The 23,577-nt window shown below is 73.0% G+C and carries 19 protein-coding genes; 4 read left to right on the forward strand and 15 right to left on the reverse strand.

Going from position 1 to position 23,577, the window contains the following annotated elements; genetic code table 11:
* Positions 1-234: 234 nt before the first annotated feature.
* From QA634_RS03690 to QA634_RS03740, 11 genes are all read right to left on the reverse strand, one after another.
* Positions 235-1,050, reverse strand: a complete 816-nt coding sequence (locus tag QA634_RS03690; RefSeq protein WP_012330708.1) for a hypothetical protein — start codon at positions 1,048-1,050, stop codon at positions 235-237.
* A gap of 354 nt (positions 1,051-1,404) precedes the next feature.
* Complete coding sequence (locus tag QA634_RS03695) at positions 1,405-2,769, reverse strand: MFS transporter (RefSeq protein WP_012330709.1); 1,365 nt, start codon at positions 2,767-2,769, stop codon at positions 1,405-1,407.
* 995 nt (positions 2,770-3,764) lie between these two features.
* On the reverse strand, positions 3,765-4,019 hold the full coding sequence (locus QA634_RS03700) for a hypothetical protein (protein WP_236728804.1): 255 nt from the start codon (positions 4,017-4,019) through the stop codon (positions 3,765-3,767).
* Positions 4,020-4,030: 11 nt separating this feature from the next.
* The gene (locus tag QA634_RS03705) at positions 4,031-6,958 is read right to left on the reverse strand and encodes a S8 family serine peptidase (protein WP_012330712.1); all 2,928 of its coding nucleotides are present in this window, start codon (positions 6,956-6,958) and stop codon (positions 4,031-4,033) included.
* A gap of 1,005 nt (positions 6,959-7,963) precedes the next feature.
* Positions 7,964-8,125, reverse strand: a complete 162-nt coding sequence (locus QA634_RS03710; protein ID WP_168169128.1) for a hypothetical protein — start codon at positions 8,123-8,125, stop codon at positions 7,964-7,966.
* A gap of 151 nt (positions 8,126-8,276) precedes the next feature.
* Positions 8,277-9,644 carry a DUF3618 domain-containing protein gene (locus QA634_RS03715; RefSeq protein WP_012330713.1) on the reverse strand — a complete coding sequence of 456 codons (1,368 nt, stop codon included), beginning with the start codon at positions 9,642-9,644 and terminating at the stop codon, positions 8,277-8,279.
* Entirely contained in the window at positions 9,641-10,102 is a 462-nt protein-coding gene (locus tag QA634_RS03720; RefSeq protein ID WP_012330714.1) for a hypothetical protein, read from the reverse strand. Before QA634_RS03720 ends, QA634_RS03715 begins: the two co-directional genes overlap by 4 nt.
* Before the next feature lie 525 nt (positions 10,103-10,627).
* Complete coding sequence (locus QA634_RS03725; protein ID WP_012330715.1) at positions 10,628-11,206, reverse strand: YciE/YciF ferroxidase family protein; 579 nt, start codon at positions 11,204-11,206, stop codon at positions 10,628-10,630.
* Positions 11,158-12,036 (reverse strand): alpha/beta fold hydrolase, encoded by an 879-nt coding sequence (locus tag QA634_RS03730; RefSeq protein WP_012330716.1) that lies wholly within the window; start codon positions 12,034-12,036, stop codon positions 11,158-11,160. The genes QA634_RS03725 and QA634_RS03730 overlap by 49 nt, the downstream gene beginning before the upstream one ends.
* On the reverse strand, positions 12,029-12,919 hold the full coding sequence (locus tag QA634_RS03735; RefSeq protein ID WP_012330717.1) for an NAD(P)H-hydrate dehydratase: 891 nt from the start codon (positions 12,917-12,919) through the stop codon (positions 12,029-12,031). The genes QA634_RS03730 and QA634_RS03735 overlap by 8 nt, the downstream gene beginning before the upstream one ends.
* Complete coding sequence (locus QA634_RS03740; protein WP_012330718.1) at positions 12,916-13,674, reverse strand: histidine phosphatase family protein; 759 nt, start codon at positions 13,672-13,674, stop codon at positions 12,916-12,918. Before QA634_RS03740 ends, QA634_RS03735 begins: the two co-directional genes overlap by 4 nt.
* Positions 13,675-14,069: 395 nt before the next feature.
* Here QA634_RS03740 and QA634_RS03745 point away from each other — a divergent pair, with 395 nt between their 5' ends.
* Complete coding sequence (locus tag QA634_RS03745) at positions 14,070-16,313, forward strand: methyl-accepting chemotaxis protein (protein ID WP_012330719.1); 2,244 nt, start codon at positions 14,070-14,072, stop codon at positions 16,311-16,313.
* Positions 16,314-16,594: 281 nt separating this feature from the next.
* Positions 16,595-16,906: a hypothetical protein gene (locus tag QA634_RS03750; protein ID WP_012330720.1), complete on the forward strand. Its 312-nt coding sequence runs from the start codon at positions 16,595-16,597 to the stop codon at positions 16,904-16,906.
* A gap of 101 nt (positions 16,907-17,007) precedes the next feature.
* Here QA634_RS03750 and QA634_RS03755 read toward each other — a convergent pair whose 3' ends face one another.
* Positions 17,008-17,721 carry a sigma-70 family RNA polymerase sigma factor gene (locus QA634_RS03755; RefSeq protein ID WP_012330721.1) on the reverse strand — a complete coding sequence of 238 codons (714 nt, stop codon included), beginning with the start codon at positions 17,719-17,721 and terminating at the stop codon, positions 17,008-17,010.
* A 483-nt stretch (positions 17,722-18,204) separates the two neighbouring features.
* On the opposite strand from QA634_RS03755, the gene QA634_RS03760 reads away from it, so the two are divergent.
* Entirely contained in the window at positions 18,205-18,630 is a 426-nt protein-coding gene (locus QA634_RS03760) for a MerR family transcriptional regulator (protein ID WP_012330722.1), read from the forward strand.
* 128 nt (positions 18,631-18,758) lie between these two features.
* On the opposite strand, the gene QA634_RS03765 is transcribed toward QA634_RS03760, so the two are convergent.
* Entirely contained in the window at positions 18,759-19,031 is a 273-nt protein-coding gene (locus QA634_RS03765; protein WP_012330723.1) for a hypothetical protein, read from the reverse strand.
* A 376-nt stretch (positions 19,032-19,407) separates the two neighbouring features.
* On the opposite strand from QA634_RS03765, the gene QA634_RS03770 reads away from it, so the two are divergent.
* Positions 19,408-21,450 carry a D--3-hydroxybutyrate oligomer hydrolase lipoprotein transmembrane gene (locus tag QA634_RS03770; RefSeq protein WP_018262610.1) on the forward strand — a complete coding sequence of 681 codons (2,043 nt, stop codon included), beginning with the start codon at positions 19,408-19,410 and terminating at the stop codon, positions 21,448-21,450.
* A 632-nt stretch (positions 21,451-22,082) separates the two neighbouring features.
* Here the strand turns inward: QA634_RS03770 and QA634_RS03775 are convergent.
* Both QA634_RS03775 and QA634_RS03785 read right to left on the reverse strand, forming a co-directional pair.
* Complete coding sequence (locus tag QA634_RS03775) at positions 22,083-22,325, reverse strand: hypothetical protein (RefSeq protein WP_012330725.1); 243 nt, start codon at positions 22,323-22,325, stop codon at positions 22,083-22,085.
* A gap of 951 nt (positions 22,326-23,276) precedes the next feature.
* Complete coding sequence (locus QA634_RS03785; protein ID WP_012330726.1) at positions 23,277-23,432, reverse strand: hypothetical protein; 156 nt, start codon at positions 23,430-23,432, stop codon at positions 23,277-23,279.
* Between the last annotated feature and the right edge of the window lie 145 nt (positions 23,433-23,577).

The following is a 23,577-nucleotide window of genomic DNA, read 5'->3' on the forward strand; positions in this document are numbered from 1 at the left end:
CGCCGGCGGGCGGGGAGCGCCCCTGACGCAGATGGAGCAGAGCCGGCGACACCGTTCCTGCCCGCCGATCCGCAGTCCATTCAGGGAAATTACACGCCTTACGTGCGTTTCCACATCCAACGCATGCGCCTTGTCGAAACTTCGTACTTTCCCTTTGTTGCGACGCAGCGTAGAACGCGGGTGCGAGATCGCGGCGCTGCCGCGGTCGTGCAGCCCTTGATGGGCGTTTCCTCCCTACACTTCGGGCCGCCCCTCGGGCGGCCCTTTTTCTTGACGGCCACCCTCCGGCGACGGTGCGCCCGCGAGCCCTGGACCGGCCGCATCCCGCCGCGCCGCGACGGGACGGGCGCCCTGGTCCGCGGGCCCGAGGGCTCCCCGGCACGGATCGGCCGGCGCCGTGCCGGACAGGCGCCGGAACCGGTGCGCGATCCACCAGTCGTTCTGCCAATCCTCGTAGCCGAGGAGCGCGCCCTCGCGCCGCTCCATGGCCTCGGTCCAGCCCGACGACACCTCCCTGCGCAGGCGGATGGCGGCGTCGATGCGCCACTCCTCTCCCGGCAGCGCGAAGTACGCCTCGCGGATGCGGAGGCCGCACGGCTCGCCGGCGCTCCGCGGACCGGAGGCGGGCCGGTCGACGAGCCTGCGCACGATCCGTCCCTCGGACACGGCCGGATCGAACCGGGCCAGCAGCTCGTCGAGCCAGTCGACCGGGTACAGGTCGGAGAAGACCGCGAGCGGCTTGCGGCCCTCCAGCATCAGCGGCAATTCGAAGCCGGTGTGGACCAGGTAGGGCACCTCGCGCAGCCCGTGCCAGGGATCGAGCTGGGTGAAGACCGGGTCCGGCGCGAAGGGCGGGTCGGACAGCGCGCCGAGCCTGTCCAGCGCGTCGGGCGCGACCTCGTGGACGGCCCGCAGATCGGGATCCTCTCCGTCCGCGAGACCGAGGGCGGCGCGCAGCGCCTCCAGATCCCGGATCCTGAGCAGGGCCTCGACGCGGGGCGATCCCGTCGCCGGGTCGAGCGCTTGCAGGACGAACTTGCGGGCGCGCACGGGCTCGCGATCCTCCGCGGACGGTCGAACCGGCTGGAGATCACGGCGCGGGGCGGGCCGTCAAGTCGATCGGTCCCGCCCCGGCCGGAAACCGGCGCGGCACCCCGGAGCCGCCGCCCATTCGAGCGTCCTGCGCACCCGCGAGTCTGTTGCGCGCAAAGAAATGCCGGCCCAGATAGATATCCAGGCCGGCAGTCAGGGCTCCGTTTGGTGCCATCTGACGATGACTTTCCGGTTCTATAGGATCGCTCTTCCCCCGACAACTCCGAGTTTAGCCATCGCGCGAGCGGGACTACCGTCAATCCCGCAGGTAGTGCTTGGCCCGGCAGCGGGGCGAGGCGCGCGCCGGGCCGCTCAATGCCCCAGCGCCTCGCCTCCGGCGGCGGCGCGGGCCGCCCGATCCTCCGGATGGGCGAGCTGCTTGATCACCAGGGCGGCGGCCGCGATCAGGCCCGGGACGGCCACGATCGCGAAGATGGCCCCGAAGCTCAGCTGCCGGCGCGAGAGCTCGGCGACCAGGAAGGAGCCGGCGATGCCGCCGAAGCGCCCCAGGCCCAGCATCCAGCCCACCCCCGTGGCGCGCCCCTGGGTGGGATAGAAGGCGGCGGCCAGGGCCGGCATCGACGATTGGGCGGTGTTCATCAGGGTGCCGCCGACGAACACGAACAGGACCAGGAGGCCCAGCACGCCGGAGACCAGGCCGATCGCCCAGATCGCGAGGGCGGTCAGCGCGTAGCCGGCCGCGATGACGAGGTTCCCGTTGGCGCGATCCATCAGCCAGCCGAGGAAGATCGCGCCCACCCCGCCGAGGGGGAACAGGGCGGCGATGAGCGCGGCGGTCCTGGCGTCCATGCCGGCATCCTTGAACAGGATCGGCATCCAGTTGATCAGCGCGTAGAAGATCACCAGCCCCATGAAGTAGGCCAGCCACAGCATCGCCGAGCCGACCACGTAGGCGCCCGAGAGCACGAGGCCGACGCCGCTCCGGGCCTCGCCGGCAACGGGCGCCGCCTCGGTCATGGTGAAGGCGCGCGCCTCGGCGGCCGCGCGGGAGATGCGGCCCAGCACGGCGCGGACGCGCTCGCTCGGCTGTCCCCTGGCGACCATGTAGCGCACGGATTCCGGCAGCAGCGCGATCATCAGCACGGTGAGGAGGAGCGGGACGACGCCCCCGAGCACCAGGACGCTGCGCCAGCCGAATTGCGGGATCATCCAGGCGGCGAGGAAGCCCCCGAAGGCGGCGCCGAGGGGGAAGCCGCAGAACATCATGTTGGTCAGGGTCGCCCGCCGGGCGTCCGGGCAGTACTCGCTCATCAGCGTCACGGCGTTGGGCATGGCGGCGCCCAGGCCCAGGCCCGTGACGAAGCGCCAGATCACCAGGTGGTCGAGGTCGCCCGCGAAGGCGGAGCACAGGCAGGCGGCGCCGAAGACCAGGACCGCGCCGATCAGGACCAGCCTGCGCCCGAGCCGGTCGGCGAGCGGCCCGGCCGCGAGCGCGCCGGCCGCCAGCCCGAACAGGGCCGCGCTCAGGACCGGGGCGAGCGCGGGCCGCGTCACCCCCCATTCGGAGATCAGGGACGGCGCGATGTAGCCGATCGCGGCCGTGTCGAACCCGTCCAGCAGCACGATCAGGAAGCAGAGCGCGAAGATGATCCACTGGAACGGGGAGAACGGGTGCTCGTTCAGGAAGCTCTGGACGTTCACGGCACCGTGATTCATCGCGCTGGTATCCTTCTTTCTGTCGGGGGGCTCGCATTCGCTGCGAGGGGTGCGGCGCGGGGCTGCGGAGCCGGCCGCGCAGGCGCGGAAACTCGGTCATCCGGGGGCGCGGCGCGGGGGGATCCCGGCGGGGCGCAGGACGCCGCCGTCGCCGGCCGACCCGACGCCGGTCGCGACGAGGGCCGCCGCGGCGCCTCCGACGGCCGAGACCCGGCTGGGGACGGTCCGGCTGCGGACGGGTCGGCCGCGCGTGGCATGGTCGCGCAGACATGGCCGGCCACGACATGGCCGGGGCACGACATGGCCGCGCATGACCTGGCCGGGCACGGGCGCCTCCTGCGGTGGTTTCACTCCCGGGACCGCCCGCGTCGAGGCGAGCGGCCCGACCCGGGAGCATGCGCGCGTCGCGGCCGCCTGACGATGGACCGCGCGGCGAATGACTTGGATTTTCGCGACGCCCGCGCGGGCCCGGCACCGCCGCCGAGGGGCTCCGCGCGCGGCGCAAGCTCTTGACCCAACGTCATTCTCTTTTCGAGGAGGACGGATCCGCGCCGGCGGATCGCCGCCGGCACTTGGAGGATCCGGACGGCCCGGCGGGCCGATGGCCGTCTCCCACATCACCGGGCCCGGCGCGCCGCGGATCCCGCAGCGTCGAGGAGGAGACCGCCCGCACCTTCCTCACGCCATCCGGCCGCGGCCCGACGGCGAGCCCTCCCGACTCCCGGCCGTCCTCGCGGTCGATCCCCGGGACGGCACCCCGACCGCACCGGTCCGGGACGAGAATTCGGGGACGGGCTCCGCCCCGCCCGGAACGGCGCGCGGGCCGGCCGATGCCGGGACACGCTCAGCGAGGCGACGGCTCGCGCCGCGGCCGGTCTTTCCCGGCCAAGCCTCCAGAGCCTTGTCCGACGAAGGGGATGCCGGTCCGTCGAAGGCAATGCGGCACAATCACAAACCGAGACCAGCGCCCGATCGCAACGCGATCGTGCGCTGGTCTAGATGAGACCGCGCTCCGCCGGCAGTTCGGCCGACACGATCCCGTCCTGCTCCCTCAATTGAGCGACCAAGGCCGAAGCCGCATCCGAATTCAACACTTCGGCATACCATAGACGCCGCAATTCAGGCTTTTTCGCACCAGGGCTAATCCTGCCGACACTGCGAACGCCCGGAATTTGCTTGATGCGGTCGCCGAGAGTGTCCTGCAGATGCTCCGGTGTGTGCTCGCCAAAAGTGAACATGACACTGCTCATCGTCGGCACCTTCATTGCAACAATTTGAGCAGGTTGATCCGCCCCGCACCGTAGTCGGCGCTGAAATCCGCTCCATTCATCGCCTGCACCTTGTCGGCCGACGTCATCAGGGCGGCTCTCACCTGATCGGGCTTGAGTTCGCCACCGGCAGCGATGCTCTTGGCGATCAGGAGCGCCGCGCTCCCCGTCACATGGGGTGTTGCCATGGAAGTTCCATCCCAGGCGTCGTAGTTGCACTCGCGGCGGACCCTGGCTCCCGGCTGCGGCCGCCCGTCCGGGCCGTACGCGATGCCGAAGGCGGTCTGGCCGTCATACCGGGGGAGCGTCGACCAGATGGCCTTCCCGGGCGCCGCGACCGCGATGTGGTTTCCGCTGTTCGAGAAGAGCGTCACCCTGTCGTCCAGCCCCGTCGCGCCGACCGCGACGACCCCCGGTATCGCGGCCGGGTACGAGGTCGGGCTGCCATACTGGCGATCATTGCCCATCGCCGCGCAGATCGTCACGCCGGACGCGAGCAGCTGTTCGAACAGGGTCCGCTCGGTCGGATCGGGAACGGCCGGCCCGCCGATGCTCAGGTTCACGACGTGGGGCGGGTCGTCCACGCACGCGGCCAAGGCACGACGGTACAGGATCGGATTCACGTAATAGACGAAAGCTCCTTGGCCGGGCGCGTAGGTCGGCTCATCATCGAAGATCTTCCAGACATCAAGTTGGCAGGCACACACCCCTTGAACCGAGACGCCGCTGGCGATCAGCGCAGCGATCGTTCCCGAGACATGCGTCCCGTGCCCGATCAGATCGAGCTCCGAGACGGGCCGCGTCAGATCAGCGTTCTGCCAGTAATAATTGGACACCCGCAGGCTCGGGTGCTTGGCATCGACGCCGGTGTCCAGCACCGCGACCCTCACCCGGGTTGCCTCCTGGAAGCCGGCAGCCGCACGCGCCTCCTGCCAGCGGATCTTGGCGAGGTTCCAGAGCAGCGATGCCGCGGGCGGCGCCGCGGCGATCCCGAGACCGCCGCCGGCGGCCGTGCGCCCCGCGCGCCGCGCGGCGAGGTAGCGGACCGGAACCTGCGACACCGAGAGAACGCTCGGGTCGCTCGCCAGAGCGCCGTGCAGCTGCTTCGCGTCCTGACCGTCCATCATCTCGATGAAGCGGACCGGGGCGCCGACGTCGGGTGCTCCGGCGGGACGGTGGAACCCCATCATCGCGGCGGCCGCGGCCATCGGGGACGGCGCCGTCACCGCCTCCTCGCTCGCGCGCAGCGGAACGACCCGCTTGATGCGTCCCGCGCGGGCGAAATACGACAGCGCACCCAGGCCGGGCGTCTCCGGCGCCGGCGCCATCCCCATCCCCATCGCCATCCCCGCCGCCGCGGGAGCCTCCGCCGGTCCGGGCCGCATGGTCACGACGAGGATGTCGTCGTGGTGCTGCGGCAGAGCCTGCGTGGTGAAGATGCTGGCCGTGGTCCGGCGCATCGTCGCGCTCTCGAGGGTCCGAACGATGCTGGGCTTGGCCACGGACTCGGTCCGCGCCGCCGCGAGCCGCTCCGCCGAAGCCGCCGCGCGGATCCGAGCGTCGCGAGCCAGGACGTAGACGAAGGCCTTCGCCTGCCAGCCGGTCCCCGTCCAGGGCCGCGAATCCGGACCCACGCCGCCGTGGGATTCGAGCGTCTCGCCGTTGGCGATCAGGACGACGTGCCCGATCCTCTTGCGACCGGCGTCCTGCGGCCGCAGGAACGCGATCCGGACCACGTCGTCCGTGGCCCTGCCCTCCGCCACGGACGAGGTCTCCAAACCCCTCGCGCGCGCCCATTGGTGCTGATTGACCGAGCCGTCGGGGAAACGCAGCGACGGGGTCGTGGCGAGCCGGACGACCTGTCGGACGAAACCGCTGCAATCGACCTGCGTGAAGTCGCGTCCCGGGACGGCATCGAGGAACGGCACCTTCTGCCCGAGGCCGTAGGTGACGCGCGGCCTCGCGGTCCGGCACGCGTCGAGGAAGGCCCGCGCCCGCGCGAGGTCGAAGGCCGTGTCGCCGACGGCCGCGACGCCCGGTTCCGCCGGCGCGGCACTCTCCGCATCGACCGAGTATCCGAGATTGGCGAGGAGGCGGGCGGTGTCCTCGTCCGCGACCTCGGTGACGTCGGTCGGAGCGGGGGCGCCCGGGTCGTCGTCCGAGGCGTCCTGCGGATCCATCGCGCCGAGGACCGCCCCGCCATCGCGCGCCGCAGAGGAGAGCGATGCAGAGGCGAGCGATGCAATCTGTGGAGAACCCGCCGCCTCCTCACAATATGGCAGCAATCTCATCACATCCTGAGCGTATTGACGGGCTTTCTGGCCAGATCCGTTGTAAGCGCGGACAGCTTCCTGAATGTTCCCGGTCGCTTCATACTTGCTTGTAAGCTCAGATACGACTCTGCTCACACACTCTTCGAAGACATACCATTTCTTCTGACGAAAGAACGCTTCGTCCGTGCGGACATGCTGCAGATCGTACTGAAATATACCGTAACCTTTGTAAATCATCGAGGCCGGGCTGAGGCCGCGCGCGGCCCTCGCCTTGTTCGTTTCGGCGATCAGGAGCTGCGTGAATGCATCCCCATACGTGAGTCTGAACTGAGCGGTATTGATCGGGAACGCGGTTCGGGGCGCGCCGGCCACGTCGCCGCTGGCGTCGTACACGCACAGACCGAGGATCTCCGCGCCCCCCCTGTGCGGCGTCAGCGGGAGCCAGTACATGCCGGCCTCGCGGCAGGCGATGGCGCACAGCAGCGGCACCGTGAACGGCGTCGATCGCGTCGCGTCCGCGAGTTCGGATCGGAAATTGGCGATCAACCAGCGCGTGACGCCCTGGGCGACGTCGCGCTCGCTATGCGCCGCCGTGGTCGCGAATCCCGCATCGGCGGCCCCGAGATCCGCCTCGCCCGCATCCGTCATCGCGCTTCCCTCCCGGTTGAATGAACCGAAAGCCTCCGAGGCCCTTGGCAGGCATCGTCGTGACGCGGCCGGCCGGGCTGGTTTCACGCCTAAGTTGCTTCACCGACTCGATTGTCGCGGCCCAGCGCCGGCGCCGGCCACCGCGAAGCGAAGATGCCAAGAACGCCCGAACATGATCTGCGAGACCTTGGCGGCCGGCCGCCTTGCGGACCCCGACCGACCTGCAACCATCGCAGACAAACACGAACTTCCGCACGAACGCTGAGATCGGGACTTCACCTGACAGTATTCAACCGACATCCTTCGGCATTGGCGCTCAAGATACGCCCAACGGCCGCCGCGGACCACGGATGCGCAAGGTTGGGGAGCGCGCGGATCCGAGGAAAGCCGTCGACACGAGGCATCTCGACCACCCCAGCCCATGACGGAAATTGCCTCCTGAGGCGGGCCATCACACTGACGGCCGGCTCAAGCACCGAACCTCAGATGAGAACGGCACAATCATCATCGGTCGTGCCTGGCATACCAAACGACATGCCTCATCGACATATATGGGAAAGCTGACGCTCGGCGGATTCGCGGCCTTTGTCGATCATGACGACTCCGCCCTGCCGACGATATTTAAACGCATTTGAATCTGCGTTGCAACGGCTGGAGACGGATTTTTCGATTCAGCGCTGCATGAGAGCTCATGCGGCGAATGCTCGGACCGGCACGGACGATTCGCCCGTTCGTCTGCACCACCAGCCGTGCGTACCGAGAATATATTCGCTATTTGGCGCTCGATCGGCCCGGATCTCGTTCGAGTTCCGCAAGAAGCAAGATGATTGAGCTCGTGTTTCGAAGCTTCATCTTGCCCTTATTCCTCCCGGGCGCGGTCTCCCTGCTCGCCCGTTGGCGGGGCCGCGCGAGCGTCGACGCTCCGCCCGACCGTCCGGCGGCCCGGCGGGCCCGCGGCACCTGGGGCATCGAGCGGGTCGGGACCGCCCCGCGCGGCGTCGCGGATCAGGCCGGCGAGGCACACGGCGTGGTTGATGACCGCCAGTGGGTGAAGCCCCGCGGGACATTGCCCCGCCGCTCGCCGCCCGCCGCGTCGATCCCCTCGGCGAAGAGCCCGAGGAAGAACGCCGCGGCGAGGGAGACGGCCGCGTTGACGAGCGTGACCACCGGGGCCGCGAGGACGAACTGGCCGAGCCCCTTGTTGAGGGCGGCGGCGGCGCGGCTCTGGACCGTGTTGCGCGCCCCCGCCAGCGCGGCCGCCCGGGCGATCAGGACGGGTATGCCGGCCGCCTCGGCCGCCCCGACGGCGCTCCCCGCATCAGATCTCGGCGACGGTGCGGGGCTCGGCGGTCGAGCGGCCGTTCTCCTGCCGCCGCAGCGTCCCCATCGCCTCGTAGGCCCGCAGCCGCGCGCGGTTGATCGAGCCGAGCGGCCGGTGCGCCGCCAGCGTGTGGCTGGGGCAGAAGGCCAGGTCCTCCTCCTTGCCGATCCGGCCCTGGCTGTCCTGGGCCGGCAGGACCAGCCGGGCGACGGGGCGGTAGGGGCTCTCGGCCTCCGGCCATTCCCGGCTGGCATCCTCGATCGGCATCCGCGCGGGATCGGTGCAGAGCTGGACCGCGACCTCGTACGCGACCGGGTGGGTGGTGAGGTAGTCGGTCACCGCGTGGCGCAGCGCGTTCTCGTCGCCGCTCAGGTCGATGGTCCTGCCGATCAGGGCGCGCAGCCCCTCCGTCGCCGGCCGCACCGCCAGCTTGGCGACGTAGGCGCCGTAGCGCAGCGGCGTCTGGCTGTAATAGGCCTCGGCGAGCGGGTGGTAGGGCGGATGGCCGAAGAAATCGAGGGTGGCGCTGCCGAGGCCGACCGCGTTCAGCACCGCGTTCGCCGCGCGCGCGCCCGCCGAGACGGCCTGCTTGACCGCCACGGGCGCGGGCGTCGCCCGGCGCAGCGCGCCGATCGTGGCGAGGAAGGCCTTGGCGTCGGCGGCCGGGAAGGTCGTGCCGGTGTCCAGGATGAAGTCCTGCGTCGTCTCCCCCTCGTGACCGGGCAGGCGCTCGCCCTCGACGCCGAAGATCTTGAGGGAGAGGCCGCGCGGCGCGGAGACCTTGCGGTCGTCGAGGTACTCGCCCGGGACGTGCGAGAAGCGCGCGATCACCGGGTAGGTGCGCGGCTCGGCGAAGAGGCCCTGGCGCAGTTCGGGGGGCAGCCCGTCGAGGACGTGCAGCGTGCCCTCGGCGAGGCCGTGGCTCTTGGCGTGGGAGGTGCGCACCGCCCTGCCGTAGCGCTCGCGGGTGATGCGCCCCTCCTCCCGCATCGTGGCGATGATCCGGGCGATGACCTCGTCCTCGTCGGCCGCGCGGCGCTCGAGCCCGTCCGCGTAGCGCGCGTAGGTCCGGGGGGCGCCGGGAACGACGCGCAGGCGGCGGCGCTCCGCCTCCTGCCGCAGGGCGTCGTAGAGGAGGAAGCCCAGGCCGGCCCCGACCAGGAGCGTCGGGAGGAGGTTCTCCCGCGCCCCGTCGAGCAGGCGCCGGGCGCCCGCGTTCAGCGCCGGGCCCGGCGCGTTCGGGCCGACCAGATCCTCGGCGAGGCGGGAGACGTTGAGGCGGGCCTGCAGGCTGTCGAGGGTGCGGTCGAGCCGGGCCCGGCTCGCCTCGACCTCGTGCTCCAGGTCCTCGGTGGCATCGCTCATCGGGCGGGCTCCGTCGCGCGGGGATCGGGGATCGGCAGCGGCTCGGCCGGGACGAGGGCGCGCGAGCGCGGGATCGGCCGGGGGCCGGCCGCCCGCACGAGGCGGAACAGGGCGAAGCCCGCCAGGGCCGCCGCCGCGAGGGCGATCCCGGGACGGCGGCGGATGGCGGCGTCGACCTCGTCGTAGATCTCGCCGGGCGTGCGCGCGGCGATGCCGTCCGCGAGCGCCTCCACCCCCTCGGCCGCGCTGTCGAAGAAGGCCTTCAGGTGCGGGGCCTCGCCGAGGCCCGCGCCGCTGCCGCGGATCACCGCGGCCACGTCCGAGACGGCCCGGACCGCGTCGGCCTTGCGCTTCCCGACGTAGCCGTGCGCCTCTTCGAGGAGGCGCCCGGCGATGGTCTCGTCGCGGCCGCCCTCGCCGGCGGGGCCTCGCCCGAGGCCTTCGGTGTCGTCGAGCATGCGGGCCCTCCTCATCGATCGCGTCGGGAGAACCTCAGGCCGCCGGGCCGGTTCCGTGAGGCCGCGGCGACCCGCCCCCGGGGACGCGGCCGCTGGGCGCGGCCGCGTGCGACGGGAGCGACCGACGGGTCAGGCCGCGCAATGTCCGGCCGCCGAGGCGCATCCGCGGACCGGAGCGGGACGGGGCCTCGCCCGCATCCTCGGGATCGGGGCGATCACCGGGGCGGCGGATGACGATCCCTCGGCCACCGGCACCGACGCCGGCGCGAGGACCACGTTCGGCCTCGCGGTGGGTCGCCCCGGTCGTGCACCTCTCGGCCAAGCTCGGGCAGGTCCGCGGCAAGGGCCTGTTCGGATCGTGCGGTCAGCGGCCGGGTCACCAAAGGGCTCGGCTGGATCACCGCCGGAGTGACGGCCCCGGCCACCGCCTGCCCGGCGGCGCGGTTCCTGCGAGGGGCCGGGACCGCCCGCGACGGAGATGCGCTCCTCCGCGGGCGGTCCCTGCGCACGATCCGGGCCTGCGCCTCAGGCGGCCTTGCCACCGCGGCCTTGGCCACCGCGGCCTTGGCCGCCGCCGTCCTGGCCGCCGCGGTCCTGACCGCCCGGTTCGTCCCCGGCGCCCTCCTGGTTGATGCGCCCGGCGATCTCGGTGAGGAGCTGGTCGGTCCTCTTCTCCTCCTGCAGGGTCTCGTCGAGCAGCTTGGCGGCATCCCGGTAGCCGAGCTGGGCCGCCCAGGTCTTGAGCGTGCCGTAGCGGGCGATCTCGTAATGCTCGACCGCCTGCGCGCAGCCGACCAGGACCGCGTCCGCCGCCGGGCCGCCGCCGAAATCCTCCAGATCCTCCTCCATCTCGGAGGTCAGCCCCTGCATCGCCTCGCAGGTCTTGCCGCGGGCCGGCTTGCCGAGGATCTCGAAGACCTGCTGCAGCCGCTCGACCTGCTCGGCGCTCTCCTCGGCGTGCCGCTCGAAGGCCTGCCGCAGCTCGTCGTTCTCCGCCGCCCTGGCGGATTTCTTCAGCGCCCGGACGGATTGCCGCTCGGCGTAATAGACGTCCTTCAGCGTCTCGTAGAACGCATCCTGCAGGGTCTTGGTCTTGGCCGCCATGAACGAACTCTCGGATCGAGGGGGGGCCGCGCGCCCGGGCCCGGGCGGCGCGGTCTCGGCAGAACGCGCCGGCCCGCCCAGAGGTCCGGCGCGCCGGGCAGCGGGTGCGGCGCGCAGCGCCGGTCGAGCGCGTCCAGGGCGTCGAGCAGGGCGGCGGGGGCGGTGTGGTGCACCACGTGGCCGCAATCCGGGACCAGCGTGAGGGTGGCGTCCGGGAGGCGGCGGTGGCACGCGACCGACTGCGTCCGCGGGTCGACCATTCGGTCCCCGCCGCAGACCAGGGCGACCGGAACGGCAAGGCCGGCCGCCAGCCGGACGTCGAGCCGCGGGGTCGGGTGGAAGGTGCCGCCCTCCAGCAGGAGGCCGCGCACCTCCCGCGGCCTCTGCAGGGCCCAGGCGACGGCCACGCGGGCCCCCCGGGAATGGCCGAGCAGGAGGGGCCGGCGCACGCCGAGCGCGTCGAGGGCCTGGGCGAGGAGGCGGGCCTGCTCGCCGGGCGGGAAGGACCGGCCGCGCGGGCGGGTGCTGCGGCCGTGGCCGGGCCGGTCGAAGATCAGGACCCGGTGCCGGCGGCCGGCGCGGGCCGCGAAATCCCCGAGCAGGACATCCTGCGCCAGGCTGCCGTTGCCGTGCAGCACGACGGGGGGCGGTCCCTCGCCGCGCGCGACCCAGTGCAGGCGCACGCCGTCGACCTCGATGAAGGGCCCGAGGGGCGGGTTCCGCGCCGCGCCCGCGCCCCGGCGCCTCCGCGCGGCCATCAGGGCAAGGGCGAGGAGCGCGCAGGCCGCGGCAACCCCGCGCCCCGGGGCCGCGCCGCCCGCGTCAGGCACGCCCCCCGGCCTTTCGGAGGAGCCCCGGAACCAAGCCGGCGAGTTCGCGCGCCAGGAAGCCGAGCGGGCCGCAGCGATCCGCGAGATCCCGGCCGGCCTCGCCGTGGAGGTAGACGCCCCAGACGGCCGCCTGCGCGGGGGCGGCGCCCCGCGCCAGCAGGCCCGCGATCAGGCCGGCCAGGACGTCGCCGGAACCGGAGGTCGCGAGCCCGACGCCGCCGCCCCGGTAGAGCCACGCCGCCCCGCGCGGCGCGACGACCAGCGTCCGGGCGCCCTTCATCACCACGACGGCGCCCAGGAGGTCGGAGGCGGATTGCGCCGCGCCCCGCGGATCGGCCTCGATCGCCTCGCGCGGGCGGCCGAGGAGCGCCGCCATCTCCCCGGCATGCGGGGTGATGACGACCCGGCCCTCGCGCGCCCGCACGGCCTCGGCCTGGGCGGGAAGGTCGCTCAGGCCCGCCGCGTCGAGGACGACGGCCGCCGAGGGGGCCGCCTCCAGGAGGGCCGCCCGCAGGGCCGCCACCGGCGCCCCCTCCATCATGCCGGGCCCGACGAGCAGGCTGTCGCAGCGGGGCGCGTAGGCCGAGAGCCGCGCGACCGCGGCGGCGGGATCGATGCAGCCCCCGGCCTCGGGCAGGCCGATGACCCGCGCCTCCGGCACCGCGAGGCCGAGGGGCAGCGCCGCCTCGGCGACGGTCGCGATCTGCAGCTTGCCCGCGCCCGCCCGCAGGGCCGCCGTCCCGGCCAGCAGGGCCGCGCCCGGGACCTCGGCGCATCCGGCCACCACGAGGACGCGGCCGCGCTCCTCCTTGCTGCCCTCGTGCGGCAGCGGGAGCGCCATGCGGCGCAGCGCCTCGGGCGTGACGTCGACGGGGTCGCTCATCGCACGGCGCCCGTCGCGTCGGGCGCGTCGGTGACCGGGGCGCCCGCCCGCGCGACCGGGGCCACGAAGTTGTAGCGCTGCAGGGCCGGCCGCCCGCCCGCGCCCGGGGCCACGGCGTATTCGGTGATCGCGCAATTCGCGACGCTGCCCTGACCGTCGATCTCCAGGATCTCCGCCTCGGTCAGGTTCTCCAGCAGGTACCTGATGCACAACACCATCACCTGATGTCCGACCAGCAGGACCCGGTCTCCCGCGTAGTACAGCGACACCGTGTGGAGCGCGCTGCGCAGGCGCAGGATGACGTCGCACCAGCTCTCGCCGGAGGGCGGCCGGTGGTAGAACTTGCCGAGCAGCCGGCGGTACTCGGCCTGCTCGGGATGGAGTTGCCGGATGCCGTGCGGCGTGAGGCGGTCGAGGAGGCCGAACTCCTTCTCGCGCAGCCGCTCGTCGAGGACGAGGGCGAGGTCGTCCTCCGCCAGCCCCCCCGCCGCCCGCACCCGCTCGGCGGTCTCCACCGCGCGCCGGTAGGGCGAGGTCAGGACGACGTTCGGCCGCTCGGCCCGCGGCATGGCGGCGAACCAGCGCCCGACCGCCTCGGCCTGCCGCTCGCCGTCCGGGCTCAGCGGGACGTCGACGTCCCGCCCCTCGATGGCGATGTGGGTGGAGCCCTCCCGGTGCGCCGCGGCCCGCGCGACGTTGCCGGCGCTCTCGCCGTGCCGGAGGATCCAGATCCGGGCCGGCCATTGCTGTGGCATGGAGCCTCCTCGGCCGCCTCCTGGCGCGCAGTGCCTCCTGGCGCGCAGTGCCGACCGGCGCGCAGTGCCGACCAACGCGCGCCCCGGCCGCGGGTTCTGCCGCGCCGGGGCCGGACCGCGCCGCGCCCACGCCGTCGCGGGATCAGGCCCGATCCGGAATATCACCGGATCTACTTCACCCAACGTCAATCGATTGCTGCAAAATACCGACAAGATCCAATCGATCCGCCCTAAGCAACCTGACATAGGCCGCAATTAGGTGATATTTAACAATTCAGGCAGACCTAGTATTCATCAAATATTCGTGCCCCGAGCGGCCGGCCGGCGCCATGCCGGCAAGGTCCGCCCGCGTCGGAGCGCGATTCCGAGCCGCCCCCGTCACGAGGATCCGCCGCATGTCCGCCCTGCTCACGATCCGGCGCAAGCTGATCGCCACGGTGAGCCTCTTCCTGATCCCGATCGCCCTCCTCGCGGCCCTGTTCGTGAACCAGTCGCGCAAGGACATCAGCTTCGCGAGCCTGGAGCGGACCGGAACCGCCTACCTGCAGGCGGTCTGGCCCCTCTTGCGGGGCGGCGTCGCGCCGGACGGGCCGACGGGGGAGGCCTGGGCGGCCTTCGAGGCCGCGCGGGCCGCCCACGACGCCGCCACCGGCAGCGCGGAGGCGGCCCGCGCCCTCGCGGCGGCGCGCGGCCGGGAGCCCGCCGCCGTGGCGGCGGCGGCGCGCGGCCTGATCGGCAAGATCGGGGACGGCTCCAACCTGATCCTCGATCCGGACCTCGACTCGTTCTACGTGATGGACGCGGTCGTGGTGAAGCTGCCGGACCTGCTGCAGCAGGCCGGCGCGCTCGCGGCCCTCGCCCGCGCCTATCGGGGGGCGCCGACCCTGCGCCAGGACGAGGTGGCCCGGTTCCTGATCGAGCAGGGCAAGCTGCGGGCGAGCGCGGACGGCCTCCAGGCCTCCCTCGCCTCGGCCTACGGGGCGAATGCGGACGGGGCCACCCGGCGGGCCCTGGCGTCGCCCGCCGGCGCGGTCGCGCGGGCCGTGGAGGCGCTGGCGGCGCAATCGGCCGCACTGGCGGAGGCCTACGCGGCCCGCCGGCAGGCGGAGGCCGATCCCGCCCCCTTCCTGCGCGCCGCGGGCGAGGTCGTCGCCGCGGCCGACCCGCTCTGGCACGCGGCCGCGGCCGAACTCGACCGGCTGCTCGACGCGCGCGTCGCGGGCTTCCGCACCAGCCTCGTCGCGGCGCTCGGCACCGCCCTCTCGGTCACGGCGCTCGCCTACCTGCTCGCCTTCCTGCTGACGCGATCGGTGGTGGCGAGCCTCGCGCGCCTCGATCGGCGCGTGCGGGAGCTCGCCGACCTGTCCCTCGACGCCGCGGTGCCGGAGGCCGCGGGACGCGACGAGATCGCGGCCCTCGCCCGGGCGGTCGTCTATTTCCGGGACCGGACGGTGGAGAAGATCGCCGAGGCGACGAGCGACGAGCGCCGCCAGGAACTGGTCGCGCAGGAGCGCCGCTTCATGGCGCGGGTCGCCGAGCGGATCCGCGACACCGTGGGGGGCGGCGTGGCGCATTTCCAGGAGGTCGCCGACGCCATGCAGGGCGCCACCGCCAGCGTGCAGAGCCGGGCGACCGACACCCGCGAGCGCCTCGCCCGCTCGGTGGAGGACCTGAACGGCACCGCCGCCGACGTGTCGAGCGCGGCGAGCGCCGTGACCGAGCTGTCGGCCTCGATCGGCGAGATCGCCGCGCAGGCCGCCCAGTCCACCGCCGCGATGCAGGAGGCCCGCGCCAGGGCCGACGCCGCCCGCGGGCTGGCCGCCGAGCTCTCCGCCCTGAGCGACCGGATCGGCAGCGTCACCGGGCTGATCCACTCCATCGCCGCCCAGACCAACCTGCTCGCCCTCAACGCCACGATCGAGGCCGCGCGCGCCGGCGAGGCCGGCCGCGGCTTCGCGGTGGTGGCCGCGGAGGTGAAGGACCTCGCCGGCCAGACCACGAAGGCGACGGAGGAGATCGACCGGCAGGTCGGCAGCCTGCGCTGCGCCTCCGCGGAGGTGCTGGCGGCGGTGGACGGGATCGGCCACACGGTCGGGGCGATCACGCAGATCGCCACCTCGATCGCCTCGGCGGTCGAGGAGCAGAACGCCGCCACCGGCGAGATCAACCAGATGGTCCTGACCGTGTCGGACCGCACCCAGGCGGTGATAACCGGGATCGCGGCCCTCCCGGGCCTCGCCCGGGAGACCGACGCGCTGGCGACCCAGCTCGCCGGCATGGCCGTCGACCTCGCCCGCGAGGCGGATCACGTCGACGGCGAGGTCAACCAGCTGGTGAGGGAGATCGCCGACCGCCGGGCCGCCGCCCGCTACCCGTCCGGCGCCGCAATCTGGGTCACCGTCGACGGGGTGCGCCACCCGACCACCCTGCACGACATCAGCGAGTTCGGGGTGCGCCTCGACGCGATCGGCACGCCGCTCCCGGCCGGGACCCGCGTGGGGCTCGACCTCGGCGACGGCACCTCCCGGGCGGGGCACGTGGTCTGGAGCGAGCGGGGCATGGTCGGCCTGTCCCTCGCGCCCGGGCGCCTCGACGAGCGCACCGTCTCCAGCCTCGCGGCCCCGCGCCGGGCCGCCTGACGCCGCCCGCCAAGCCCCCGGGCGACGAAGGGTCAGGACCGACGAGGGCGCGGCGCCACCCGAATATCGGCCGCTCGCCGCAGGAGTTCCGACGTGTTCGGGCCCGCCGCGCAAGACGTTCCGGCCCTCCGGCGCCATGTTCGGCAGACCTGCGCGGCCGCTTCCCTCATAAGAATATCATAAACACGGCGCGGATCGGCGGGCGATTGCGGAACCATGGCGCGGGTCTCGCCTTGTTGCAGGCACGGGCTCCGCGCGGGCCTCTCGCCCGACAGGATGCCATGCCACGCACCGTGACGTGCCAGATCGTGGAAAAGGCGGCGGACGGCTTCGCCGTGGTCGGGGTCATGGCGCCGGACAAGCCGTTCCTGCGCGACGGCTTCGCCACGCGCGCGGAGGCCGCGGCGTGGATCGACGGCCTGCGGGAGATCATGGCGGCCTGCGGCGCCCCCGTGCGCCACCTCGACGACGGCGATCCCGACGGCCTCGCGCGGCGGCAGGAGGCGGCGCCCGCGCGCCGCTCAGGGACGCGCCGCGCGGCCTGCGCGCCGGCCCCCCCCTGCGCGAGGCTGCCTCATCCGACATCCGGTTGATGGCTTCGCCATCTCTCATCTCGGCCATGCGGATGTCGGCTTCGCTCAGGCGCCGCGCGGGCTGGTGATCCGGGACCTGCTTCGATCAAGCGGATCCCGGATCAGAGCGCGGCCGAGCGGCCCGACCGGCCGCCCTCGTAGCCGAGGGCCTGCGCCAGCGCCGCCCGCGCGCGGTTGACGCGGCTCTTCACGGTGCCGACCTGGCAGCCCATCAGCGCCGCCGCGGCCTCGTAGGTCAGGCCCTGCGCCCCCACGAGCAGCAGGGCCTCGCGCTGCGGGGTCGGCAGCTGGCTCAGCCGCATCCAGACGTCCCGCAGCTCGATGCCGTCCTCCTGGTCGGGCAGCGCGACCATGCGGGCGGCCTGCTCGCCGTCCGCGTCCTCCACCTCGCGCCGGCGCTTGCGCGCCACAGTGTAGAACTGGTTGCGCAGGATCGTGAACAGCCAGGCCTTCAGGTTGGTGCCGGGCGCGAAGCGGTCCTGGTTCTGCCAGGCCCGCAGCAGCGTCTCCTGCACGAGGTCGTCCGCCTGGACCACGTTCGCCGTCAGCGACACGGCGAAGGCGCGCAGGGCCGGGAGGGCCTCGAGCAGATCCTCGCGGAAGCGCGACGCCGGCTGCCCGTCCAGCGCCACCTCGAGCCGCGCGACCAGGTCGAGCAGCAGCTGGGGCTGGCGCTCGGCCAGGAGGGCGCCGTAGACGGCCTGCAGCTGCCGGCCGAGATGGGCGTGAACGGAGCGGGGCAGGAGCGGGCGCCCCTCGCCCGGGACCGCCGCTGCCCGGTCCCGCCCTGTCGGAGTGTCGTGGTCGAATGCCATGGTGCCTCTTACGCCCGCGTCGCGAGCAGATGCAGATCTCCGGGCTACGATGGCCCGGCTCTTGCCAAAGAGACCCTGAACGCTTCCTGTATAACAAGGCTAGGCAACGATAGGATTTTGGTTTCTGCAGTGTGATAGCTTCGCCTTGACAGCGAGGACCGGCTGATTTTCGCGCCCGCCCGGGCAGGTCGTTCGAGACTCTGCTTCAGGTCATCATCCGTCCCGGCTGGACCTGGCGGGCCCCCCGCATACTAACGTACAGTATTATGCGGCCGGGAACGCGACGCGGACGGGTTTCGCCGCGCACCTCGGACCCTATCCGGGTCGACGGCGCGCGCGAGGCGGCACGCGCGCGCGATCCGGACCGATGAGGCGCGACGCCGCGCCGCTCCGGCGGGTCCCCGCGCGCCGCGCCGGCCCCTCGCCCCGGCGTCGCTCCTGCGGCAATCTCGGATCCGTAGCTGTTACGGGAGTCTGCCGAGGATGCGAGATCGGGCGACGGAGGGGCTCACCATTGGGGCGCTGGCGACGCGCACGGGCGTTCATCTCGAAACGATCCGCTACTACGAGCGGATCGGCCTGGTGCCGCCGCCCGCCCGGTCGGCGGCGGGCCACCGGCGCTACGGCGGCGAGGCGGTGCGGCGCCTGATCTTCGTGCGCCGCTGCCGCGACCTCGGCTTCCGGCTGGAGAGCATCGGCGCGATGCTCGGCCTGGTGGACCGTCAGGCGGTGACCTGCGGCGAGGTCCAGGAGATCGTCCGCCACCACCTCGTGGAAATCCAGGCGAAGCGCGCCGACCTCGCGCGCCTGGAGCAGGCGCTGAGCGGCATGCTCGGGACCTGCCCGGGCGGCGACAGCGCCGAGTGCCCGATCCTGGACGCGCTGATGCGGGAGCCGGGGGCCGGCTGATCCGGGATGCGGTTGATCACTGCGGCTCCCGGATCACGCGCCCGCGCGGCGCGTGAGCGACGCCTCAATCCGCCAACCCGAAGGGATCAGGCGGATGGGGGATGAGGCGCCGCCCGGCGCCGTCGGCCTCACGCCGCCCCGGGCCCCTTCGCGGCGCCGCGCCGGATCGGGCCGGACCCGCGCGGGCGCGCGGGGGCCGCGCTGCCGGGCGGGTCGTCGCCGCCGACGCGGGTGCGCGCGCCGCGGGGGCGGTGTTCGGGCGACGGGACCTGCGCGACCAGCCCCTCGCGCCGCGGCGCGGCGCGCGGGGAGGCGGGACCGCCCTCGCCGCCGGGGGAAGCGCCCGCGACTCCGACCAGGCTCATCATCGCGACGGCGACGCGTGCTGTTGTGCCGATCATGACCGCGCTCCGGGATCGCCCGCGCCGCCGAGCGGCGCGGCGGGAGGCCCGATCAGACCTGTCGGCTCCCTCCCGATCCTTGCGCTGGATCAAGGGCGCCGCGGCGGGCCCTCACCCGGCGCCGCCCCCGGTGAACCGGCCGGCGCCGGACCTGCCGCGCGGGAGGCGCGCCCTGCCGTGGCGGGGGCGGCGCGTGGACAAGGCGGGGCCGCGGGGGCATTCTCCCCCCGGCCAAGCCGGATCCGGGCGAGGACGGCGCGTCCGCCGGACGGCGCGGTCCCGGGATCCCGGTCGCGGGCAGCACGTCGACCGTGCCCCGCGACGCGGCGCCAAGAAGGGACGGTCCCGCGAAGGACCGGTGGGAGGAGACATGACGATGCGAGGCAGGGCCGCCGCGGGCGCGGCGACGGCGATCCTGTGCGCCTGGACGGTGGGCGCGCGGGCCGAGAGCGGTATCCTCAGGACGCACTATGACGGGACCAGCAACGACCTCCTGACCGCCGGCCTCGGCAAGTCCGGTCTCGCCGGGCCGGCGCCGCAGCCGGCCGATCCGCTGCGCCCGACCGCCGAGGAGCTGCGGCGGCTCGCCATCTACAGCAATTACCGCGCCCTGATCGACCCGACGCCGGGGGGCGGCTACGGCACGCTCTACGGCCCCAACGTCGCGGCGGACGGCACCGTTACGGCATCGGAGGGCAAGATCGCGGGCGACGAGTTCATCGCCTACGAGCGGGCCGGGGACCGGCGCAGCCGGGTGACGATGCTGGTGCAGGTGCCCGACAGCTACGATCCGAGGCGGGGCTGCATCGTCGCCGCGCCCTCCTCCGGCTCCCGCGGCGTCTACGGGGCGATCGCCACGGCCGGCGAGTGGGGACTCAAGCACGGCTGCGCGGTGGCCTACACCGACAAGGGCACCGGCACCGGCGCCCACGACCTCCAGGCCGACACGGTCAACCTGCTGCGCGGCGAGCGCGCCCCGGCCTCCGCGGCGGGCGAGGCCGCCAATTTCGTGGCGCCGATCCCGGAGGTCCAGCGCAGCGCCTACGTGGCGGCGAACCCGCACCGCTTCGCGTTCAAGCACGCGCATTCGCAAGCCAATCCCGAGGCGGATTGGGGCCGCAACGTGCTGCGCGCGATCGCGTTCGCCTTCGAGGTGCTCAACGAGACATTCCGCACCGGGCCGCGGATCGGCAAGCACAACACGATCGTGATCGCGTCGAGCGTGTCGAATGGCGGGGGCGCCTCGGTGCGCGCGGTCGAGCAGGACGACGATCACCTGATCGACGGTCTCGCGGTCGGCGAGCCGAACGTGACGCCGCGCTACTCGCCGGCCTTCTCGATCGTCCAGGCCGGCGCGGCGCCGCTCTTCGCGCACAGCCGGCCGCTGATCGACACGATCACCCTGGTCAACGTCTTCCAGGGCTGCGCCAACGCCGCCCCGGAGAACGCCGCGGCCGGCCTGATCGCCCTGGTCCCCAAGGGCGACGGCCGCTGCGCCGAGTTGCGCGCGCGGGGGCTGATCGGCGCCGACACGCTCGCCGCGCAGGCGCGCGAGGCGCAGGCCGCGATCAACGCCGCCGGCATCCTGCCCGAGCAGAACCTCGTTCAGCCGGGCTACTGGTACGGCAACGTCCCGCAATCGATCTCGGTCACCTACGCCAACGCCTACGGGCGCTTCAGCGTGCGCGACGCGCTCTGCCGCTACAGCCTGGCCGCCGCGGCGCCCGGCGGCCCGCCGGTCCCGCTCGCGGGGGCGGGCGAGGCCCAGATCTTCGGGACCAGCAACGGCATCCCGCCGACCGCCGGCATCGTCCTGATCAACGAGGCGGCCGAGGGCGGGCCGCGGGAGGATCGCGGCTCGACGCCGGGCCAGAACCTGGAGGGCGCGCTCTGCCTGCGGGCGCTCGCGACCGGTCGCGACCCGGTCACCGGGGGGCAGCTCGCCGGCCCGCGCCGGGCGGAGGCCGAGCGCGTGGCGGCGGGCGTGCGCGAGATCCTGGCGGAGGGGCGGCTGCACGGCGTGCCGGCGGTGTTCGTCACCGGCCGCAACGACGGCATCCTGCCGCCCAACCACGCCTCGCGCGCGTATTTCGGCCTGAACTCCGTCCTGGAGGGCGCGGCGAGCCGGCTGCGCTACTACGAGGTGACGCACGCCCACCACCTCGATTCCTTCAACCAGTTTCCCGGCTACAACGAGCAATTCGTACCGCTGCACCGCTACTTCATCCAGGCGATGGACCTGATGTACGCGCACCTGACGCGGCAGCAGCCGCTGCCTCCGAGCCAGGTGGTGCGGACGACCCCGCGCGGGCCGGGCGCCCCGCCGATCACGGCGGCGCAGGTGCCGCCGATATCCGCCGCGCCCGCGCCGGACGCGCTGATCACCTTCGCGGCCGGGCAGGTGCGCATCCCGGAGTGAGCGATGGGGGCGGGCCGCGCGAGCGGCCCGGGCCATCCCGCGGGCCGGGACCATCGAGGTCCGGCAATCCTTGGGTGGCAAGCCCCGAATCGACGGACTTGGCCATGCCTCGAATGTTCGACTGGATCTTCTACGCCATCATGCGTCCGCCCCCCGCCCTGCTGCTCTGGGACCACCTGCGCAACCGCTGAGCTGCGCACCGGACCAGCGATCGTCCGAGCGCTCCGGGACGCGCGGCCGGGCCGCTCGCGCGGGGGGCCGGACCGCGTCATCGTCGCCCTGCCCGCACCTTAAGGTGTCACTGTTGGTGAGAATACGCCGCGGCGAGGGCTGCGGCGGCCCGGCCTCACCCCGTTCGCAGAATCGCCGGGTTGTCGCCTCTCCGGGCCTTGACCGCGCCTGCCTCGCCCAGCGCGGCCGCAGGCGGCCGCGCCTTCTCCCCATCCGGGGCCTCGCAGACGCTGGGCCGACCGGCTCGGGCCCAGCTCGGATGCTCCGCAGCGGCGTGACGGTGCGGAGGATCTCGGCGGTCATGCCCGGCACGGCGGCGAAGGCGCCGCGCGCCGGGGGCCGCACGCGCTGCATCGAGGGCGCGGGCGGCGCGATCCAGGACCGGATCCCCCCGCCCTCGGTCAGACATCGGTGCCGCCCGGGCGAGGCGGCTCATCGGCCTGCGCGCGGTCGTGCGGAACGTCGTCGCCGAAGCCGATGACGTGCGCCGCCGCGGCGCGGGCCTCGATCGCGGCGGCATCCGCGTCGAACTCGGCCGCCATGGCGGTCAAGGCCGCCACCGCAGGATCGTTCTGGTTGTACAAGTGCTTCGCGAGCCGACGGCACTGCTCGGCCTTCTCGCGAAAATACGCGGCGTCCTGCACGATCCTCACCTCGTCGAAGGCGAAGCTCGGCGCCTTTTCCGTGCGCCCGATCTAGCGCGCAAGGAACAATCGTTCACGCGCAAACATGCCACCAGCGTGGATATAGGCCATCATACCTAGACCCCCATCCGAAGCTTGCTCATATTTTACGTATCTATACAGAGCTTCATGCCGCCACATGCGCCGCATCTGCTTGCATCGCCGTCACCCGGCGGCGCGTGGCCGATCCCGCGAGGGCCGAGGCGCGACGGGCCGCGTTCGACCGGGGACGGCGCCCGGTCGTCCCGATGCTGCTCACGGTTGACTCGACCGGGATGGCTGCCCGCGAAGGCGCGCACCGCCGCGCCCGCGGCTCGGCTTCGGGGCGCGGCCCGCGGGTCGTCGCGCGGGATTCCGGGGCGCCGCCGCAGAGGCGTGATCCTGAGCTTAACCTTTGATATCGAAAGAATCTGAGCGCCATCCGGCGTCGCCTTGGATGCCGGCCTCGTTCCCTGCCGCGAGGGCACCGGCTCGTTCCGCCGGGCGTTCGTGTCGACGCGTTCTCCTCCCCACCGGCACCTCGGCGCAGCATGACTCGTAGGAACGGATGAGATCGAAGGCGCGCCGGCATCATTCGTAGCGTCGCGGTTGAGGTGCGCCGTCGCGAGAACCGTGCGGGTAAAGCGCACCGTATGGAGCAGGTCCTCCGGGAGCATGCGGCTGCGCAGGACCCGGCCGCGCCCGTCGCGCCACGTCTCGGTCGCGGCGTCGAACCAGCGCCCGCCCTGAAGGCGACCCGTTGCAGGTGAGGCCGCCCGCAGCCCTCGCAGCGCCCGCCGGCGCGCCGGAAGCGGATCACGTCGGAGAGCCGGGGCCAGTCGATCGGGTCGAAGCCGCGGTGCTCGGGTCGGATCGGCATCGGTGAGATCGGCGCCCTGATCGGCGCAGGCTACGGCGGAGTTCGTGATCCCGCTAGGCCGCCTTCCCGAACTCCCAGACGGTCACGCCGCGGCAGCGCCCGGGCTTGGCCTTGCACGAGGTCCAGAGGTGTGTCGTCAGGTACGCCTCTGCCAGCTCGAACACCGGGTAGGAGCAGGGCATCATCACGCCGCACCGGTCACCCCGCATAGCGCTCCGATCGCTTCTTTCCGCAAATTTCAACTGAGGGAGCCAGCCGAATGACCTTGCAATGCACGGAGAGGCGAGACATTATGGCAGATGAGGAAGAAAAAAGAAAAAGTGCATGTCCAGAATTGCTTGGTTCGTGGCCGGA

Source organism: Methylobacterium sp. CB376 (genome assembly GCF_029714205.1).
Lineage (GTDB): Bacteria > Pseudomonadota > Alphaproteobacteria > Rhizobiales > Beijerinckiaceae > Methylobacterium.

Excerpts from the sequence above, each read along its gene's own strand:
- QA634_RS03695 (WP_012330709.1), bottom strand. The coding sequence starts at position 2,769 with ATGAATCACGGTGCCGTGAACGTCCAGAGCTTCCTGAACGAGCACCCG.
- QA634_RS03700 (WP_236728804.1), bottom strand. The coding sequence starts at position 4,019 with ATGAGCAGTGTCATGTTCACTTTTGGCGAGCACACACCGGAGCATCTG.
- QA634_RS03705 (WP_012330712.1), bottom strand. The coding sequence starts at position 6,958 with ATGACGGATGCGGGCGAGGCGGATCTCGGGGCCGCCGATGCGGGATTC.
- QA634_RS03715 (WP_012330713.1), bottom strand. The coding sequence starts at position 9,644 with ATGAGCGATGCCACCGAGGACCTGGAGCACGAGGTCGAGGCGAGCCGG.
- QA634_RS03720 (WP_012330714.1), bottom strand. The coding sequence starts at position 10,102 with ATGCTCGACGACACCGAAGGCCTCGGGCGAGGCCCCGCCGGCGAGGGC.
- QA634_RS03725 (WP_012330715.1), bottom strand. The coding sequence starts at position 11,206 with ATGGCGGCCAAGACCAAGACCCTGCAGGATGCGTTCTACGAGACGCTG.
- QA634_RS03735 (WP_012330717.1), bottom strand. The coding sequence starts at position 12,919 with ATGAGCGACCCCGTCGACGTCACGCCCGAGGCGCTGCGCCGCATGGCG.
- QA634_RS03740 (WP_012330718.1), bottom strand. The coding sequence starts at position 13,674 with ATGCCACAGCAATGGCCGGCCCGGATCTGGATCCTCCGGCACGGCGAG.
- QA634_RS03745 (WP_012330719.1), top strand. The coding sequence starts at position 14,070 with ATGTCCGCCCTGCTCACGATCCGGCGCAAGCTGATCGCCACGGTGAGC.
- QA634_RS03750 (WP_012330720.1), top strand. The coding sequence starts at position 16,595 with ATGCCACGCACCGTGACGTGCCAGATCGTGGAAAAGGCGGCGGACGGC.
- QA634_RS03755 (WP_012330721.1), bottom strand. The coding sequence starts at position 17,721 with ATGGCATTCGACCACGACACTCCGACAGGGCGGGACCGGGCAGCGGCG.
- QA634_RS03760 (WP_012330722.1), top strand. The coding sequence starts at position 18,205 with ATGCGAGATCGGGCGACGGAGGGGCTCACCATTGGGGCGCTGGCGACG.
- QA634_RS03765 (WP_012330723.1), bottom strand. The coding sequence starts at position 19,031 with ATGATCGGCACAACAGCACGCGTCGCCGTCGCGATGATGAGCCTGGTC.
- QA634_RS03770 (WP_018262610.1), top strand. The coding sequence starts at position 19,408 with ATGCGAGGCAGGGCCGCCGCGGGCGCGGCGACGGCGATCCTGTGCGCC.
- QA634_RS03785 (WP_012330726.1), bottom strand. The coding sequence starts at position 23,432 with ATGCGGGGTGACCGGTGCGGCGTGATGATGCCCTGCTCCTACCCGGTG.